Source organism: Glaciecola punicea (assembly GCF_001756615.1).
Classification (GTDB): Bacteria; Pseudomonadota; Gammaproteobacteria; order Enterobacterales; family Alteromonadaceae; genus Glaciecola; species Glaciecola punicea.
Window position 1 is genome coordinate 163622 of record NZ_LZXY01000006.1, and the last position, 18812, is coordinate 182433.

At 42.4% G+C, this 18812-nt stretch carries 15 protein-coding genes; 8 read left to right on the forward strand and 7 right to left on the reverse strand.

Going from position 1 to position 18812, the window contains the following annotated elements:
- Window positions 1–126 precede the first annotated feature (126 nt).
- The 3 genes from BAE46_RS09255 to BAE46_RS09265 all read right to left on the reverse strand — a co-directional run bounded on the left by BAE46_RS09255 (window position 127) and on the right by BAE46_RS09265 (window position 4425).
- Window positions 127–1683: an AMP-binding protein gene (locus BAE46_RS09255; RefSeq protein ID WP_070112474.1), complete on the reverse strand. Its 1557-nt coding sequence runs from the start codon at window positions 1681–1683 to the stop codon at window positions 127–129.
- Between the two features lie 17 nt (window positions 1684–1700).
- The gene (locus tag BAE46_RS09260) at window positions 1701–3119 is read right to left on the reverse strand and encodes a coniferyl aldehyde dehydrogenase (protein WP_070112476.1); all 1419 of its coding nucleotides are present in this window, start codon (window positions 3117–3119) and stop codon (window positions 1701–1703) included.
- 274 nt (window positions 3120–3393) lie between these two features.
- Complete coding sequence (locus tag BAE46_RS09265; RefSeq protein ID WP_070112479.1) at window positions 3394–4425, reverse strand: AraC family transcriptional regulator; 1032 nt, start codon at window positions 4423–4425, stop codon at window positions 3394–3396.
- 512 nt (window positions 4426–4937) lie between these two features.
- Between BAE46_RS09265 and BAE46_RS09270 the strand changes: the two genes are divergently transcribed.
- The 6 genes from BAE46_RS09270 to BAE46_RS09295 are packed head-to-tail and all read left to right on the forward strand — an operon-like array spanning window position 4938 to window position 11706.
- Window positions 4938–5825 (forward strand): peptidyl-prolyl cis-trans isomerase, encoded by an 888-nt coding sequence (locus BAE46_RS09270; protein ID WP_083256847.1) that lies wholly within the window; start codon window positions 4938–4940, stop codon window positions 5823–5825.
- On the forward strand, window positions 5819–6316 hold the full coding sequence (locus tag BAE46_RS09275; RefSeq protein ID WP_070112483.1) for a SurA N-terminal domain-containing protein: 498 nt from the start codon (window positions 5819–5821) through the stop codon (window positions 6314–6316). Before BAE46_RS09270 ends, BAE46_RS09275 begins: the two co-directional genes overlap by 7 nt.
- Window positions 6313–7542, forward strand: a complete 1230-nt coding sequence (locus tag BAE46_RS09280) for a HupE/UreJ family protein (protein ID WP_070112485.1) — start codon at window positions 6313–6315, stop codon at window positions 7540–7542. The genes BAE46_RS09275 and BAE46_RS09280 overlap by 4 nt, the downstream gene beginning before the upstream one ends.
- Window positions 7543–7566: 24 nt before the next feature.
- Entirely contained in the window at window positions 7567–9870 is a 2304-nt protein-coding gene (locus BAE46_RS09285; RefSeq protein ID WP_083256848.1) for a DUF3604 domain-containing protein, read from the forward strand.
- A gap of 26 nt (window positions 9871–9896) precedes the next feature.
- The gene (locus BAE46_RS09290; RefSeq protein ID WP_070112487.1) at window positions 9897–10691 is read left to right on the forward strand and encodes an SDR family NAD(P)-dependent oxidoreductase; all 795 of its coding nucleotides are present in this window, start codon (window positions 9897–9899) and stop codon (window positions 10689–10691) included.
- Between the two features lie 37 nt (window positions 10692–10728).
- Entirely contained in the window at window positions 10729–11706 is a 978-nt protein-coding gene (locus tag BAE46_RS09295) for an NAD-dependent epimerase/dehydratase family protein (RefSeq protein WP_070112489.1), read from the forward strand.
- On the opposite strand, the gene BAE46_RS14610 is transcribed toward BAE46_RS09295, so the two are convergent.
- The 3 genes from BAE46_RS14610 to BAE46_RS09305 all read right to left on the reverse strand — a co-directional run bounded on the left by BAE46_RS14610 (window position 11699) and on the right by BAE46_RS09305 (window position 13787).
- A complete protein-coding gene (locus tag BAE46_RS14610; RefSeq protein ID WP_171901020.1) occupies window positions 11699–11989 on the reverse strand; it encodes a helix-turn-helix transcriptional regulator in 291 nt (96 codons plus the stop codon). The genes BAE46_RS09295 and BAE46_RS14610 overlap by 8 nt on opposite strands.
- Window positions 11979–12479, reverse strand: a complete 501-nt coding sequence (locus BAE46_RS14615; protein ID WP_280513156.1) for an AraC family transcriptional regulator ligand-binding domain-containing protein — start codon at window positions 12477–12479, stop codon at window positions 11979–11981. Before BAE46_RS14615 ends, BAE46_RS14610 begins: the two co-directional genes overlap by 11 nt.
- A gap of 993 nt (window positions 12480–13472) precedes the next feature.
- Window positions 13473–13787 (reverse strand): winged helix-turn-helix transcriptional regulator, encoded by a 315-nt coding sequence (locus BAE46_RS09305; protein WP_051987344.1) that lies wholly within the window; start codon window positions 13785–13787, stop codon window positions 13473–13475.
- Window positions 13788–13875: 88 nt separating this feature from the next.
- Between BAE46_RS09305 and BAE46_RS09310 the strand changes: the two genes are divergently transcribed.
- Window positions 13876–14886, forward strand: a complete 1011-nt coding sequence (locus BAE46_RS09310; protein ID WP_006006999.1) for a zinc-dependent alcohol dehydrogenase family protein — start codon at window positions 13876–13878, stop codon at window positions 14884–14886.
- A 296-nt stretch (window positions 14887–15182) separates the two neighbouring features.
- On the opposite strand, the gene BAE46_RS09315 is transcribed toward BAE46_RS09310, so the two are convergent.
- A complete protein-coding gene (locus BAE46_RS09315) occupies window positions 15183–16823 on the reverse strand; it encodes a hypothetical protein (protein WP_006007001.1) in 1641 nt (546 codons plus the stop codon).
- 1078 nt (window positions 16824–17901) lie between these two features.
- Here BAE46_RS09315 and BAE46_RS09320 point away from each other — a divergent pair.
- The gene (locus tag BAE46_RS09320; RefSeq protein ID WP_006007003.1) at window positions 17902–18756 is read left to right on the forward strand and encodes an ATP-grasp domain-containing protein; all 855 of its coding nucleotides are present in this window, start codon (window positions 17902–17904) and stop codon (window positions 18754–18756) included.
- Window positions 18757–18812: the final 56 nt, after the last annotated feature.

Below are 18812 nucleotides of genomic sequence, written 5' to 3' on the forward strand. Positions count from 1 at the left end.
CTAATCAATTATTTGCGTTTCACTATCGTGAACTCAGAATTGCTAATTTACGATCTGTAATTCATGGTTACTAATCCATAATCGCTAATTCAGGATCATTAATGGTTTTGTATTAAATCAAATCGTTTATTTACGTAATTCACGGCGCAAAATTTTCCCTACAGCAGATTTTGGTAGCTCCTGCATAATGACTACCTTTTTAGGCACTTTGTATCCGGTTAAGTAGTCTCGGCAATAATGAATTAATTCTGCCTCGGTAAGGTCTTTTTGTAGCGTAATATAGGCACACACCCTCTCTCCTGAGTGTTCACAAAGCTCACCTATAACGGCTGCCTCAAGCACGTTTGGGTGCTGAGTAATAATTTGTTCAACTTCGTTAGGATAGACATTAAATCCAGACACAATAATCATATCTTTGAGGCGGTCAACAATCTTGATGTGCCCCGTTGCTAAGGCTAGCCCGATATCGCCGGTTTTAAAAAAACCATCTGAAGTCATGGACTTTGCAGTTTCGTCTAGCCGTTGCCAATACCCTTGCATTATTTGCGGGCCACGAGCGACTAACTCGCCCTCTTCACCTTGGACAACTTCAGTGCCCTGCGCATTAATAAATTTAATAGTCGTATCGGGCAACGGTAACCCCACCGTGCCCATGAGTTCTCTGCCCGGTTCGTTCATACAAAGTACGGGTGAAGTTTCTGATAAACCATAGCCCTCTGCGATAGAACAACCCGTCACCTTCATCCATAACTCAGCTGCTGAGGTTGTTAGCGCCGTGCCGCCTGAAATAGTTATCTTCAATCTAGAAAAATCTAATTTGTGAAACTCGGGTTGACCACACAAACCGATGAATAAAGTATTCAAACCTGCAAACCCAGTAAATCTGAAGGGTTTAATGGCATTAATAAATCCACTAAGATCACGTGGGTTGGGGATCAATATATTCAGGCTACCGCTACAAGTAAGCACCACCATATTAATTGTGAATGCATATATATGATAAAGTGGCAGTGGGCATACGAAAATTTCGCTATCGACTTCTGGATCAAAGCCCAGTCGCGGAGATACCTGTTGAGCGTTGCTAATAATATTGGCATTCGTCAACATCGCACCCTTCGAAACCCCGGTAGTCCCCCCGGTATATTGCAAAACACAAACATCGTCTAATGACTGGTTTTTACGAGGTACCAGTTTGGAGTTGCCGTGCGCGTTTAAAATATTCAGTAGTTGATGAGTACCCTCTGGTGTTGTTGGCTGTTGATCGGTTGACAATAGGTCAGCGGCCTGTGTCAAAATAACTTGTCGAATGTCGGTTTGGGATTGAATTTCAGCCAATTTAGGATATAAATCAGCCAATATAATAATCGCTTTTGCACCTGAATCTTTGAATTGGTGCTGCATCTCACGGGTAGTATAGAGCGGGTTGGTATTGACCAACACCAGACCAGCTCTCAATGCTGCATAGGCAGCGATAGGATACTGAATAAGGTTGGGTAATTGAATAGCAATTCTATCGCCCGTTTGTAGTCCTGAGCGTTGCTGTAGCCAAACCGCTAAAACATAAGACTGGCGTTCAATTTCAGCGAAGGTGAGGGTTTGTCCTAAACAATGAAAAGCGGGTTTGTCTGAATATTTTATCAGCGTTTGTTCAATTAAATCGGCCAAGCTATTAATGGTTGCCATTTTTTTTCCTGTGCGTTTTATCGAATAAAGAATTTATACACTAAATTATGTATTGTTTTGCCGTAGGGCGGAAACAGTAGCGAGGCAAAGGATATTTTACCTCGTGTCAATATCGACTTAGCGTGTGAAAAGCGAATAAACCCCTCCTCGCCATGATAATTTCCCATGCCTGAGGCGCCTACTCCACCGAATGGCAAGTCATCAATAGCAACATGGAATGCTGCGTCGTTAATACATACGCCACCGGTGATAGTTTCTTGCAAGATTTTATGTTGAATATGTTTATCAAAGCTGTAGATGTATAAAGCTAGTGGGCGCGGGCGTTCATTGATATAGCCAATAGCCTCATTAATGTCTTTGTATTCTATAATGGGTAACAGTGGGCCGAATATTTCCTCTTGCATAATTTGCATGTCATCAGTCACGTTCGTAACAATGGTCAACGGTATTTTTCGCTGGGATGCATCGGTTTTCTCAACGGCTAACGGAATAATAGTTGCCCCTTTTTTTAGCGCATCATCTAACAATTTTTGAATTCGGTCATATTGGCGTTGATTAATAATACTGGTATAATCAGAATTTTCTTGTACACAAGGAAACATTAAGTTGAAGCGCGATTTTAACGCTTCAACCAAATTGTCTACCTTGCCCTGTGGGCAGAAAATGTAATCTGGCGCAACACATGTTTGACCGCAATTGACTGTTTTACCAAAAATGAAGCGCTCAACTGCTATTGATAACTTCATATCCTCACCAATAATAGCTGGCGATTTACCACCAAGCTCTAAAGTAACAGGCACCAGGTTTTGGGCTGCCGCTTGCATTACTAGCTTGCCTATTTTTGTCGAACCAGTAAAGAACAAGTGATTAAATTGCATGTTAGAAAAAGCTTTTGCCACATTAGCCTCACCGCCAATAACAGCAACTTCTTCAACAGCAAACTCGTTAGCAAGTAAATTTGCGAGCAATTCATTGGTGTTTGGCGTAAATTCAGACATTTTCAGCATGGCACGATTACCGGCAGCAAGCGCAGTGGTTAGAGGTCCCATAGATAAAAACAAGGGATAATTCCACGGCACAATAATGCCAATAACACCTAATGGCTGACACACTACTTGTCCAGACGCGGGTTGAAAAAGAATGCCTATATGTTTGCGTTTCGGTTTCATCCACTTTTTTAGTTGCTTAATACTGTAATTGATACCTGAAACAGTGGTCAGTATATCTCCGATTAACGAGTCATCAGCGCTACGTTGACCAAAATCCAAACGCAAAGCTTCTATCAGTGCGTTCTGATTGTTGAGAACGAGACTTTTTAGCTTTTTTAGTTTGTCTATACGCGTTGCATAATCAGCAAAAGGCTGAGCGCTAAATGCCAGATGTTGTTTTTCAAGAATGGGTGTTAGTGCTTCAATTTGATTAATCAGATTAGACACAGCCGGACTCCTTTATTCTGTTTTGTTACAGTTTCGCGTTTAGACATAGCCATCTAGCGTTGCTAATAATTTATTTTAACTGTAATTTTATAGATTACATTCCGAATAACATGACTTTTTACGTCATATAAAATGCTTTTTACGATTCTATGATTAGAGTAAGCCTAACTCTATTGGATTTCTGTGCTTCGGTAGATCCCGTCAAAATTAACTTCGTTTTTTCCTATTTACAGTTCATTCCGGTTTGACTTGTTATATTAATAGCGGTAAGGCTCTACATGTTTTTAAGGCGAGTAAAGCGTTTTCTTGGGGAGTGAATATTGCGAAAATCTTTTGGAGAGACTTCGTTTAAACGTTTAAAAGCTCTAGAAAACTCGCTGTAATTTGAGAATCCCAATAAATCTGATACGCGACTTAGGCTTAAAGTAGAATCAATTAAATACTGGTACGCAAGCTTATTTCGGACATTATCAACAATATGCCTGAATGATGTGTCTTGTTCTTTCAGATAGCGTTGTAAATTCCGAACGCTTAACGACATATGTTGGGCAACTTCATCAATACTCATCAGGGCCACTGCAATATTTTGACGAATGATGGTTTCAACAAAATTTGGCATTTCATCAACATAACCTATATTATTTAAGTCTAATTGAGTGCTTAATATAGCTAAGATTTGAGGGTCGGCCTCGTCAATAACTCTATCTAAAATGCGAGCATCAAATATAACACCGTTGAATGTGCTATTAAAAAGTGGGGTTAGCCCTAAATAATTTTTATAACGTTTTTTATCAGCAGGTGCCGCATGCTGCAAATGAATTGACTTTATATTTATTTTAGAAGAAGTTAATGTTTTAAGTAAATTAATGCCAAATGCCAAGGACACATCCAGTGCTTGAATAGCACTAGTTTTTACGTCGATGTTAATCGCATAAGAAAGCGTGACTGACTTTTTTGAAATAGACAAGCCTACATCAGCCGAAGTTTGGTGCACATGAAAAAACCGCCGCAAGTTGATCAACGAATCACCCACGGTTCTGCAATTTTTTAACAAATAGCCCATTGAACCAAACATACTAAAACCTTGCCTACAACCCAGATGTAATCCAAATGCCTCTTGGTTCAATGACTCAGACGCAAGATTCATTAATCGAATAAAGTCATAATAACGATATAGCATTTCTGGTTCGTTGAGTAATTTTGGCGACAGATCGATTTGTTGCAGAAGCGCTATAGGGTCGCCTCCAAATTCCTCTACCACTTGCTCAAAATGAGTTAATGATGCTGCACGGACAAGATCTAACATTGACGTCAAAAGCCTCGTTGCTGTCGTGAAAAGTAATGGGTTAACAAACTCAGATACTATAATGTCTGGATGTTAACTAATTGTAAAGTATCTTTGTTTTTACTCTGCTCAACAAATCATGTACTTTATCGCTAAATTACGGCAAAAAGTGGATGTAGTAACCTTAAACACATTTCTTCGTGTTAATAATTACCAATTTATGCTCTGGAGTTTAGCTAATACGGAGTGGTCCTCTTTTAAAAATATTCTACTAAAAACCACTATCCACTTAGTCATTATGCCGAGCATAAAGTCGGCTATATGCCATTTTCAATGAAAATTACTTATTGAGGAATTATTAGAAGGTTTAACGCAGTAGATCAGTGCCTCTGTTGCTGCAGATGTCATATTAACCGTAAGTTCACATTCTAAAGCTATTGTCCGATTTTGTGAGTATTTTGACTTATTCAGACAGTGTAACTTGCAACTGTTGCGCTATAGTATCGTACCTTAATTTAAATAAGTTATTAGTAATGAGTCAACCGGTCACTTCATTCAAAACTCTTAGTCGCACTTTAATGTGTGCATTAGGTTTAAGTTTGGTTTTAGTCGGCTCGACTCGCTATATTAACTGGCCGTTTCTTCCCGCTGGGACACTGCTTACTGTCAATCAGGTTTCTATATCAGTAGAAGCTCTGCAAGCAGTCCTTGAACGCAGTACTGGCCTGTCTCTCGAAAATCTTAGTGACAGCCAATACCAAGGTTTAATACAACGTTTAATTGACGATGAGCTAATTATACAGCGAGCGGAAGAACTCGATATACCAACGGAAGACCCCGGCATTAGCAAGTTGTTAATTCGTGCTGTTGTTGACAACATCGTTAATGACTTTCTCTCATCTCCGGTAGACGAAGAGGATCTAATTGCATTCTATGCCAACAACAAACCCGTTTTTCAACAAACCAGTAGAATTAAGCTCGTCGTTGCTCAGTTTGGAATGGCCAAAACTGCGGCCAGTGCTCGCACGGCAATCTTGACCGGCGAGTCTTTTATCGATGTTGTTGCTCGTTTTAAGCAAGCCAGTATTGTTAACATGCCGGCGGCATCATTACCGGAGCATATGATCCGTCGTTATTTGAGTTCAACAATTGCTGACCTCGCTCTAAAATTAGCTCCCAATGAGATTTCTCAACCCATCTTGTATCAAGACCTTTATTACATTGTTCAGGTGCTTAACATCAGCCCAGCAGCGTTGCCTCCTTATCACATCATCAGAAAGGCGGTTGAGAGTGAATTCTATAGCCGAGGCCGGCAGCAAGCTCTAGACACAGCATTACAAGATATGCGTCAAGAGGCTTCCATTGTTGTTAATCAAAAGTTGCTTGAGGACCTGGGCATCCCAAAGGATGCTAAATGGTGAGTTCAATTAATAAGCCACGCGCAGTCAAGCGATCTCTAACGATGATTGCAATAGGCACTCTTATTGGTCTTATTGTCAGTCTTTCAAATGCGATACTACCTATGGTCAAGGACACATTTGACGCAGATATAATTGTCCGAGTTAACGACCGTTTTATTCGCACAGCTGATTACCAGCGTGCTATAGATTTATTTTCCGCCGAACAACGCGGTGATTCCACTCCTATGGACCGTCAACTTATACTTAACAAGCTCATTGATGAACAATTATTGGTGCAGCATGCCCTAAAGTCTGGTTTATTACGCTCAGATCCTGATATTCGCCAACGCACTCTACAAACACTATTAGACACCATTAATACCACTAGTTCTGACTCTGAAACTGTGGGTCAAATACAAATTTATCTTGAGCAGTTACGTCAGTCAGCAACGATTGAGCGGCATAGCCAGAAGCGCCCTGCATCGGTTAGTACCGTTAGAGAGACTAAATGATGCGCTTACCTCGGTCCACTCCATGGCTATTGATTGCAGTGCTATTCACACTTGCCGCGGCGCCCTCAGTTAACGCTCATAACCGCAGTCAGTCTTTCTCGCAGTGGACGATTTCTGACTCTGTCATCAGTACGGTATTCACGACTAAGGCGAGAGAGGTTACACGATTACAGACAAGTTCGTCGGAGCGGTTGGATATCCTGCTATCTGATCATATTGCCGCCACGGTGATGGTCTTCCAGAACGAAATTGAATGTCCTGTCATCTCTCCGGCAATTTCTGTACCTGCAAAGTCCGGCTTTATTAGCGCTACTTTGGTTTTTGATTGCCCCTCGATATCTGACCCTATCAGCTTAAAAGTCGATAGTTTCTTTACTATTGCCAGCTCGCATGTGCACTACGCTAGAGTGGGAGTGAATGGTCAACCGGCGCTAGAATATTTGTTCACTGACAGTAACCGCCAACGCTTAGTGATTAAAAAGTCAGACTCAGACTCAGTTTCCAGTCTTTACGCCACTATTAGCCAGTATACAGCACTGGGTATACAGCACATTTTTGGTGGACTTGACCACATTGCTTTTTTGATAGCCCTGCTCCTTTTAATCACGAACTTGAAACAAGTTGTTTGGCTAATTTCTGGCTTTACAGTAGGGCATAGTATAACTCTCAGCGCTTCCGTTATGGGGTGGGTTGCGCCTGATATTCCTGCAATAGAAGCACTAATTGGCTTTACCATTGCCATTGTTGCCGCCGAAAACATTGGTATCATGACGGGTAAAACACGCAAGATTGGGTCATTAGCTATGCTAGCCTTAGTTTTTATTACCGCACTCAACTTCATCTTTTCTGTTGGCCTGCCGTTCCTATCTATGCTTGGGTTAGCACTATTTACCTATGCCTATTTAAGTACTGATAACAGAACTACACCTCTGTCCAGTCGACCTTGGCTTGCAATTGCCTTTGGCCTTATTCATGGGTTTGGTTTTGCTAGCGCAATGACAGAGATTGGTTTGCCTAGCGAGAGACTATTGCCAGCTTTACTCGGCTTTAATGCAGGTATTGAGATAGGTCAGCTGGTGATCGTTTTCGGTCTTTGGTTGTTGGCGCTCGTGGTCAGAAAAAAAATATCGTGGTTAAGTCCCAGACTCGTTGTGGATTTATTATCTGCATCACTGTGTGGTCTCGGTATTTATTGGTTTATCAGTCGCAGTTATGAAATTTTGTAAACTATAACAGGGGGGTTTTAAAACATGATAAAGAAAGTAGCTATTGTCACCGGATTAATGGTCATTGCAGTCACATTAGTCCTTACTAATAATGTGCCAGATGGAGTATATAAATTTTTTCCAGGATATTTCGAGGATCACGACAAAGCTTGGTCACAGACACCTCTAAGCCCCACCTCAATCACACCTCTGCGTCTACCTAATAGCGTTATTGAAGCTCGAGCGACAAGTCAGCAGGCCAATACTACTATGCTTGGTTACGCAGCTGACAAACAGATTCTATTTGGTGACACCCATGTGCATACGACTAATTCTGCCGATGCCTTCATGTACAGCTTACCTATGATGCATGGTGCGTCTGGAGCCTTTCCGCCGGCTTTTGCCTGTGACTACGCACGGTTCGTTTCGCAGCTCGATTTTTACTTTTTAACCGATCATGCTGAAAGTTTTACCCGCAACCAATGGCTGGACGGCATCGAGTCTGTTCGCCAATGTAATCGGACCGCAGGTGATCCGACAAACCCAGACATCGTGGCCTTCGTTGGATGGGAGTGGACGCAGGTCGGCACTGTCGCTGAAAATCATTTTGGTCACCACAACGTTCTATTTAAGGACGATGATCCTGCAAAACTTCCAATGCGTCCTATTGCCTCAGTTGGTGTTGGCGTAGCCACTATTGCTGCTCGTTCAAATGACGGCAAGCAATCGGCAATTCTTGGACTGTTAGACCCTAGACATAAGGAATACTATGCCTCCTATAACACATGGGTAGGACGCATGGCGGCGACGCCCGCTTGTGACCCTTCGATCGCGAGTCCGGATCTTCCGGCAAATTGTTATGAAAGTGCTGCCACCCCCGGCGAATTATTTAGTCGGCTAGATCAATGGGGATTTGATACAATTGTCGTCCCCCACGGAACTAGCTGGGGATTTTATACTCCTCCAAATGCAAATTGGAAGCATCAATTAACGGCAGAAAATAGTGACTCAGACAAAACGCGATTAATTGAAGTGTACTCAGGACACGGAAATTCTGAGGTGTTTAGAGATTTCACAGTAAGGACTATCGATGCAGATGGGCATTGGTCCTGTCCAGAACCACAGGAAAACTACTTACCTGCCTGTTGGCAAGCCGGTGAAATTATTCGTGATCGATGTTTAGCCGCCCATGAGACTGATGAAGTTTGTAACGAGCGCGCTAGAGATGCAAGATTTAATTTTGTTCAAGTAGATACCATTTTTGGATTTATGACTGTGCCTGGAAGTACTCCGGAGGAGTGGCTTGATGCAGGCCAAATGAGAGATGGATTTTTACCCGCCTTTAACTATAAACCACGCAAATCAGTCCAGTACGGCTTAGCGCTTCAGAATCTTGATGACCCTACTGAACCGTTGGGTTATCGCTGGGGGTTTATCGCTTCTACTGATACTCATTCTGCAAGAGCGGGACATGGATTTAAGCAAACTAAGCGCCTTCAGACGACTGATTCAACTGGAGTTCGAGACTCATTTTGGGGAGCCATTTTTGCCAGCACAGCTGTTGTGCCAGATGCCGCTCCAGTATCTTTGAGAGCAGACCAGATTGATCCGGTAAGCGCAAAAATATTTGCTTCAGAATTTGAACGCTCAACTTCTTTTCTGAGCACTGGCGGTTTGGCCGCAGTGCATGCCGATGGTCGTGATAGAGATGCTATTTGGAATGCCATGAAACGTCGTGAAGTCTACGGTACTAGTGGCCATCGTATGTTGCTCTGGTTTGATTTAATCAATGCACCTGAAAATGCGCCCAGCCCAATGGGTAGTGTTGTCAAAATGACTGATAATCCGCGATTTAAGGCTAGAGTCGTTGGTTCATTTAAGCAACTGCCTGGTTGTCCAGACTATGTGGTTGAAGCATTGGATTCAAGGCGATTAGAAAAAATGTCACTTGGCGAATGTTACTACCCGTCTGATGACCGTTATCTCATCGAACGTATCGAAATTATTAAGATTCGTCCGCAGATAACTATTGGTGAAGCCGTTGCGCCTTTGATCGAAGACCCTTGGCGCCAATTTGAATGCACTCCCTCAGCCAAGGGTTGCGTTATTGAGTTTGAAGATGCTGATTTTGCTGCAGAAGGGCGTAATGCTCTCTATTACATAAGAGCGATAGAGGAGCCTATAGAAACTATTAACGGAGGTAATTTACGAACCAAATTTAATGCCGATGGCGAGAGCGAGAGCACCGATCCCTGTTTCGGTGATTTCCGAACTGCTGAAAGCGACCAGTGCAAAAAATTAGTAGGTCAGCAGGCGTGGTCATCACCTATATTTGTAGACTATAAATAAATTAGAATTACGAAGAGAAGAGCATTATGACGAATAAAACTGCACTTGTAACTGGTGCTTCAGATGGCATCGGATTGGATTTCTGTACCCTTTTAGCAAAGCGTAATTATAATCTTATTTTAGTGGCTCGCCGAGAAGACAAATTAAATATAGTAGCGAAAACACTAACTGAGACTTATGGTATTCAGTGCTCGGTCATGGTCGCTGACCTCTCTGAACCAAAGGCAGCACAGACTTTATTTGGTCGCGTAAGAGAAAAGGGATTCGAGGTTGATTTTCTAATTAACAATGCCGGTCTGTTGCACAACGGGTTTTTTAATCAATTAGACCTCGGCGAGCAAGAAAAAATGATGACTGTAAACATGCTCGCGCTGACTGCATTAACTCATCTCTTTGCCAATGATATGGCTAGCCGTCAAGCGGGTCATATTCTAAATCTATCGTCGTTGGCTGCTTGGATGCCAATTCCGAACCAAAATGTCTATGCGGCGAGTAAAGCGTATGTGCTGTCGTTTACTCAAGCCTTATCGGATGAAATGCTTGCTGCTAAAAGTGGTGTCATTGTCTCCGCACTCTGTCCTGGCTTCACAGCCACTAAAATGATGGATAATCCTGCGCAGGGTGAAACATTGCGTATTGCACCTAAGATGATGATGGCTTCCGCTGTGGTTGCAGAATTAGGTATCAACGGTTGCCTCGCAGGTAAGACAACCATCGTTCCAGGACTGTCTAATAAAATTACTGCTGCCATTACCCATCTATTTCCAAAGATGCTAATAGCCAAATTTGTCGGAAAATTCTACCGCAATAATATGGGGTAGATTACTACCGGCCATTCACTTTTACTAAGAGGCTTTCATGAATCAGAATAGAATAAAAAAAGTATTGATTACTGGTGCAAGCGGTTTTATTGGCAATACACTAATGCGACACTATCAAGATCTGGGGACCGCTGTTATTGGCGTTGATCTTCAAGGCAATGGCCATGATATTGTCGAGGGTGATATCGCTCAGCCTGAGAGTATTAAACATCTGCTTGGAGAATGCGACGTTATTGTTCATACCGCTGCCCTCGTTTCCAATGCGATGCAGGACTGTGACATGTGGCGTGTGAATGTATTGGCTACGCGCAACTTGATTGCAGCGGCCAAAAAATATAACGTTCGTCGGTTCGTCCAAATTTCTTCAATAGTTGCCTATGGTAATGCAGCAGAAGGCGAAATTGACGAAGACTATCCCGTCCATGCCGATGGTGGCAGCTATGTGTTGACCAAATTAGCATCCGAGCATGCTGTGTTAGCTGCTCAGGCTAATGGTGATATTGAAGTTGTAATTATCCGTCCTGGTGACGTCTACGGTCCGGGTAGTCGTCCTTGGATTATTGCGCCTCTGGAAGCCATTGCTAAAAACCAATTTATGCTTCCCGCAAAAGGAGCTGGTTTTTTTCGACCTGTCTACATTGACGACCTAATTAGAGGCATCGTCTTGGCCGCAGCTAATCCGCTAGCAGCCGGCGAAATTTTTAATCTTTCCTGTGAGGGCTATATAACGACGAAAGAGTATTTTGCTCCGCTTTATCATTGGTTGGGCAAGAAAGGTCCGATGCAAGTATCGACGAAGACGGCACTAAGAATATCGGCTATCGCCTCTAAAGTTGCCGATTGGACAGGTAAACTCAATGAGGCATCACCTGCGACTGTTTTACAATTGAGCACTAAAAGCTGGTTCTCTATCGACAAGGCTAAGCGTATTCTAGATTGGGCGCCGGAGGTGTCGTTTGAAGAGGGTATGAAGCGATCTCATGCCTGGGCTAAGGAGCAGGGACTAGTTAAATAAGCGACGTTGGTTTGGCTCGGTAAAACCCAGCGGCGCGTCCAGTCCAGTGCTTAAACCTGCGATAGAAAGAACGCGCTTCAGCGTAACCCAGCTGACAGGCAATTGCATCGACAGTTAGATTAGTGTGCTTTAAGTAATAGAAAGCTAACTCTAGACGCAATTCAGTGAGTATATCTTTGTAGCAAATGCCTTCCTCATCTAACTTGCGCTGCAAAGTCCGACTACTCATACCCAGAATACCGGCGACAATTTGACTAGAGGGTACTTGTTGCTTAAGCGTCAAACGGAATAACTTCAAGCAATGTTGACTCTAAAAAGCGAAAACCACTTGCTGGCTGATTGAAAAATACTTCGCAGCCAAATAAGTCAGTATAGCTGTCCATTAAATCTGGGTCACTTGGCCCATTATGTTCAAACCAGATGCTATGCCAACTTTGAAAATTAAGAAGCTGTTTGGCAAATAAACACCATGACGCTAATACATTCTCTACCTCATGCTTGCGTACCAATGGATCATTAAAGCTACAAGTCCAGCGTTGAAGAGCAAATCCATCTTTGATCTCCACTGATGTAACGCCCATATCACCAACAATTTTTTCATGGAGAGGTATCTTGGCTTGAATCATTCTAAGGGTAGAGCAGTTCATTGATATATAGCCCAACACGTTGAATGATGCCGGTTCAACAAAATGTGCGGTATTTAAACCAAAACAAGGATCCTTACTAGCTTTTATAAGCAAAGCAAGCAAGTTCTCCATTGACTGACTTGAGATATGTTTGTTATTGTACTTTCAGTAGATTAGGATCAATACCGACAATATCTATAAAAGGAATAGGTTCAATCCCGCAAGCACAAGCAGATCTCAAGTAATGAGTAACCGCTGGCACCGAGGCCAATCCATTTTGTGACGTTTTTTCCATAGCTTCTTTTCACACTTCCCAGATGACCAAAATACCGCGGTTTTACAGCGTATATTCCCACCGATGTGACCATTAAAAACAGCCTTAGTATGCCCAATGTTTATTATTTTGACTTTAATGAGACTATAAAATCAAAAGACGAAGAGAATAAAACACATCCCTGATGCATGCAACAGAGATCGATTTTGTGGGTAAGAGTACATCAATATTCTTATAATTTTTTTGCTTGTCGGATTCATCTCAGGCTGTCTATTCTATATTTCTTCAACAATCTTTGAATGTCTCTGATTATTTAATGGATAAAAATAAATAATTACTGCAGATAAGAAGGGTCCAAAGGCTGGTATTAAAGTCATAATATATATGAGTGATTGCAATGCTACCACCACATAAATAAACTCGTTATTGCACTGGAAGTGATCTCTGGCATGTTACTTTATTTTGGGCTTCATCATCATTCCTACAGCCACCAAAATAAGTGTGAGTCCAGCCGCATAATAAATCGTAAAAGGTTCATCCAAGAGGATAACGGCAAATATCGATGCCACTACTGGTGAGTTCTGGGCCAATTTTATGAATAGCTTCTGCCACAAGCAGTGAAGGAATAACTGTACAAAAAAATGCAAAACCAGCCACAACTAAGAAGGCGTGGTTTGAAACGTGCTAGCGTTAATTTGTCCTATACTCAAATACAAGGCATAAAATTTAGTCAGTCGTTATTTATCTTATAAATTTTACAATACTGTAGTTATTCATATTAATCGTTAAGATAAATAGGTAATTAATCAACCTAATATAATGTGTGTTATAACAGCTTAGCATTGCAAGTTGCCATACTTACGCTTTTACATATTGTTTTCAATTGTCCATTCTTTAAGCTCTTCAAGAATAGAGAGTGCGCTTACACCTTTTTTTGCTATCTTATAACTAACCGCAATAGGCTTTGTTGATAGCACTGTTCTAGTGATAAGTTTATTGGCTTCCATGGCTTTTAAACGCTCTGCAATCACTTTTTTACTAGCGCCCGCTAGCTGTCTCGAAATTTCATTAAAGCGCAAAGGTTGGTCTTTCAAGTGCCATAAAATAGACCCAGTCCATTTGTGACCAATAATACGCATACCTCTTTCAACAGGACAGGGCTCATAGCATTCTTTATTCATGATAGTAGGTTACAAAAAGTTAACTAGTTGACTATAGTAACCTAGCTGATATAGTCCGCACAACATTTAATTACCTAAAGAAATACTGATGGAAAATAAAACGATTGTTGTCAATGCTGGCGGAGGCTTTAATGCTGTTACCGTTGGGCAGACAAAAGTAAACCAGCCAAGTCAAGATGAAATAACAGTAAGGCTTCATGCTAATTCTTTAAATTATCATGATTATGCTGTAGTGAAAGGTCTTTGGGCGTCGCCAGAACGAAGAATACCTATGGCTGACGGTGCAGGGGAAGTCGTTGAGGTCGGTACGAATGTGACTGAGTTTAAGGTTGGTGACAGCGTGGTCAGTACCTTTTTTCCAACATGGATAAGCGGTGAACCCATCGTTGATGGTTTTTCCACCGTGCCGGGAGACGGTATTGATGGCTATGCTCGTGAATATGTCACCACTTCGTTAAATGCATTCACAAAAGCGCCTAAAGGCTGGTCACATGTGGAAGCTTCAACATTAACGACAGCTGCCTTAACTGCTTGGCGCGCGTTGACCGGATTTAACACGGTTAAAGCCGGTGATAGTGTGCTATTACAAGGCACTGGAGGTGTTTCAATCTTTGCGCTGCAATTTGCAAAAATGATGGGTGCTAAAGTGATTGCAACGTCGTCCAGTGATGAAAAACTGGCACGATTAAAGGTAATGGGCGCCGATCATGTTATCAACTACAAAACTGAACCCAATTGGGGAGCGCGCGCGAAAGTATTGAATGGTGGCATTGGTGTTGATCACGTGGTTGAAATTGGTGGTGGAGAAACATTAGAGCAGTCGTTAGCTGCAGTAAGAATAGGTGGACAAATCTCTCTTATTGGCATCTTGTCGGGCCAAACGTGTGAGCTTAATCTTGTTAACGCGTTTACACAACAAGTTAGGCTTCAAGGAGTACTGGTTGGAAGTCGAACTCAGCAGCAAGAAATGATAAAAGCTATTGAAGCTAATCAAATGAAGCCAGTAATTGATAAAATATTTTCACTTGACGCTATAGTCGATGCTTTTGAGTATCAGGAAAGTAATCGCCATTTCGGTAAAATATGCCTTGAATTTTAATTCAAATAAATACAGGTATTAATGCTATACATTAATACCCGCACCGTAATCGGCGTAACTGTCCATGATTAACGGTTAATGCCTCTTCATCAGGAGATTAAACGACTGAAACACGAAACCAATTTTTCATTATGAATGGCAGCCGCTTCATCAAGAGATAAATTACTGTCAACAAGTCAATCGGCACATTTTCAGTGCCTTTTAATTTAATGTAACTACCTTCTTTGTTTACAGAAAGCTTCTTATGATTCACTAAAAGTATTAAATGCTATGCCATCAACAAATGTGGTTTTGGTTCAGTGTGCCCTTGCAACTTTTTCTACTTCATCAAGAAAAGCGGGCTTATTGCCGGTCATTTCCCATGTGCCCATCGCGATGGGTATACCTCCTATACTATTTAATTGGTCAAAAAACGATTTTAAGACAAAAATTTGTCCCTGTTCTTCGTCTAACTTTGCTTTTTGTGCGATGGCGGTATCGAGTAGAGCTTTACCGGTAACGTAACTGGTGCCATAACCGGGCTGGCGCAAATAAAGATGCTGTTCAAAAATGAGTAAATCAGGTTCTGTTTTCATCCAGCCTCTAGGCGTATAGTTCATATGAATTTCACCCGCTTCCTCCATCGTCATTTGATTCGCATGCGCGTATAAAGAGCCTAAACCTCTAGCGGCTCTTTGGGCAAGCATAATCCACACAATTTCACGCGAACGTGGATTTTCATCATATAGACCGGCATGCATAAATACCTCTTCAACAGCGGTAGCTGTGCCTTCGTTTCGGCTATCAAAAATATTGTATAACAATGCACCTTTTCTGATAGTTCGTGGGTTAGGATCATTCTCCATTATCGCCAGCTCGAACCAATGATAAAAATGCGAATATAAAGGCGTTGGATCAAGGTGCGATCCAATATAAAAGAAATTACGGGTGGCTTCAGGCACAAAACTACCCAATTTTGCGTAAAGCGCGGGTTTAAAATAATCAGCAACCGTAACAATATTCCTTTCATCCAAAAATCTAAGGAAGAAATCAGCGGAGCGAGTAGCTAAGAGATCATATTCTTCTGCGTTTTTCGCTGGCACTAATGCTGGTAATCCAATATTTCTTTGCTCTTCTAACTTTAATGATGACCAAGCTCTATCCAGTTCGCGTTGCAGCAAACTTACCTCATCTTGCCATGTCATAGGCAATAAATGCACATGCTTTTGGTACCAGGTGTACTGCTCAATGCCAAGCCCTGAGGGCCCCGTTTTTAAGGCACTCTGCCCTTGTAACCACATAACAAATTGCGCCGTTGACTGCGTTGCCTGCTGGTGTATTTTTATGAGTGTCGCATTATCCGTCGTGTCAATTTTCGATGTAATATCTAGTAATGTTTTGTGCTGCTTTTGAAGATCACGAATGCCGGCAACCCATAGTTCTTTTGCATTTCCCGTTAAGTTCTCTTTGGCTTGAGCATGAAACGGTTTTATGCGAGATAAATCACTAATAAGCCTATTTTGCTCGCTATCGCTAATTGGAAATGAATAGCTCCATAGTTCGGTGACATAATGCGGAGTTGGACCTTCATGAGCGGGTACATCACTTTTATATGTCCACACTTGCTTGTAAAACGCCGGATCTCTGCGCCACGGCATTAGCACCTTGTCGTTAAATTCATAGCCATTGAGTTCTGCCAACATCACAAACCAATCTATTTGTTGTGGCACCGTCCACTGTGATTTATCAAAGGCTAGCAATTGGGTTTTAAATTGCGCCCATTCAACATGACGTTTTTCGAAGGTTTTTTTCCGATAATCTGGCGCAAGCTCATGTAAAGGCGCCATCTCAAAAGCACGCCATTGTGTAAAGAGGGTTTCTAATTGGCTAAAGTCTGATGACGATTTTACGCCAAAAGAAAATACCAATAGTGCTATCGCTAAATACTTAATAGTCATTTCTATATTCCAAAGTGAAGCCTTCTTGCACAACAGCGCATAGGACATTGAGAGACTATCATGTACGCAAACAATAAATTTTACCAGCAACACTTCTCATATATTTGATATCAACTTAAGAATAGCGATTCATTTTTAATAAAGACATATATCTGAATATATACCTTTATCCTGCAACAGCACGCTCTTAGAGGGTCCACATTTTTGTATAAAGCGAGTAGCTGTTAACCTAATGATCGCTACAGATTCAAGGACTAAACCCCTCCGCGGTAGTTGGTTGCCGCTTTAACATTATAATACTTCACACTCTAGGTGTTCCGGGTCTAAGGTAGGTTAAAGGCATTGTGCCTTTAACCTATTCAGGAGCACCATCATGAATCAGCTTATCCAAACCATAAGTCCCCTTCGTCATGCATGATAGACGAAATGAATATGTGTAAACTCAATCCCTTAACTCAGACTGGTTAAATGGCGATTGGTTGTTTCCAGGCCAACTGCCTATTAACTTAATAACGACTCGCCAAATGAGCCGTGTATGCAGAGCGGCGGCAAAGGATGCAAACATCGGTAAGCGCGCACCATGCTAGGTGCATGACATGGCTGGCAGGGACTGCTCACAGACCGGTGACAGGCTAGTTAGAACGCGTCTTCAATATAGACATTACCGAATGTGAGAAATGTCAAAAGCACAATGTGACGATAATTGCCATCGCTGCGAGCGCCTCCCGACTAGCAGCACACCAAAGACTTTGCTGTTCAACGCGACTTCGATTTTGGGGCATAGCACAACACGACACAATATTAGGAAAATCACTTTTTCATGGTAGGACCGTTTGTACCTTACTCGCCAGGTTTCAGTACCAATGGACTATTAACATAAGAAATTAACGACCCTCATAGTCACGAAAGTTATCTCAAACTCCCTTTTGCTAGCATCGTTCCAGCCTGAAATACACCTGTAACGAAGGGTAGTGAATAGCGTTAACAAGCTCTAAAATCAAGAAAAATACGCCCTGTTGCATAGATTAGGGATGTGCTTTATTCTTCCTACTCACCTCAGTCAACTGGATACTAGTCAATGTCTATTTTAATTCTCACAGATATCCCAGAATGGGTTCGCCCCCTCGTTGATATTTTAGAATCCAAAGGCATCAAAGTACAAATCGCTGATGATCCGCAGGAGATCGTAGCAAATGGCTTGATTGTCAACCGCGTATCTTCCCTTCTTGCTGCGCGGGATAAGGCTCGGGCGGATCGGATCACCCATTCTTTGCGCACCTGGGAGGCCGAGGGTAGATCTGTGATCAATGGATCATTCTGCTTCCAGACCGGCTACAGTAAGCTGGCTCAAGCCAAGCTTTTTATTGAGTGTGGAGTGCGTAGCCCGCAAACGTGCCTCGCCGTTCCTGGCGGACGCGCCATACATGGACAAGCAGTACTTCTTAAGCCACCTGCAGGTGGTTTTGGCAGAGGGATTGTGGCGCTCAAAGACGGCGAACCCGCCCCGGATGGACTTTTCAGTCGAGAAGAAGGCTGGATTGAGCAAGAGATGCTAACCGCCGCAGACGGCTGCGTCCACCGGATCGAAGTCCTTGGCCCCGACATCCTTTACGAAGCCCGCTCACCGATTCAAGCTGACGAGTTCAACTACTGCCTGGCTCACCCGGAATCGGATGTTACTCTCTTGCCTCCTCACGAAATTGCCCCGAAGGTGACCGAGGCAGTCAAAAAAATTCTACGGGCCGCAAGGATGGAGCTCGGCGCAGTCGAGTACCTGCTGGATGAAAATGACAATCCCGTTTTCATCGACCTGAACCCGGTTTCCAGCTTTCATCCCAAAGCGACAGCCATCCTTGGTTGCGATCCCCTCGACGCCACCGCTTCCTATTTGATTCATAGATCTGCGGGTCTTAAAAATAAGGGTCAAAGGTAGGCCTAGAGTGACTTTTTCTTAGTGTGTATCGAAATCGTTAAGCACTTTCGTTATTT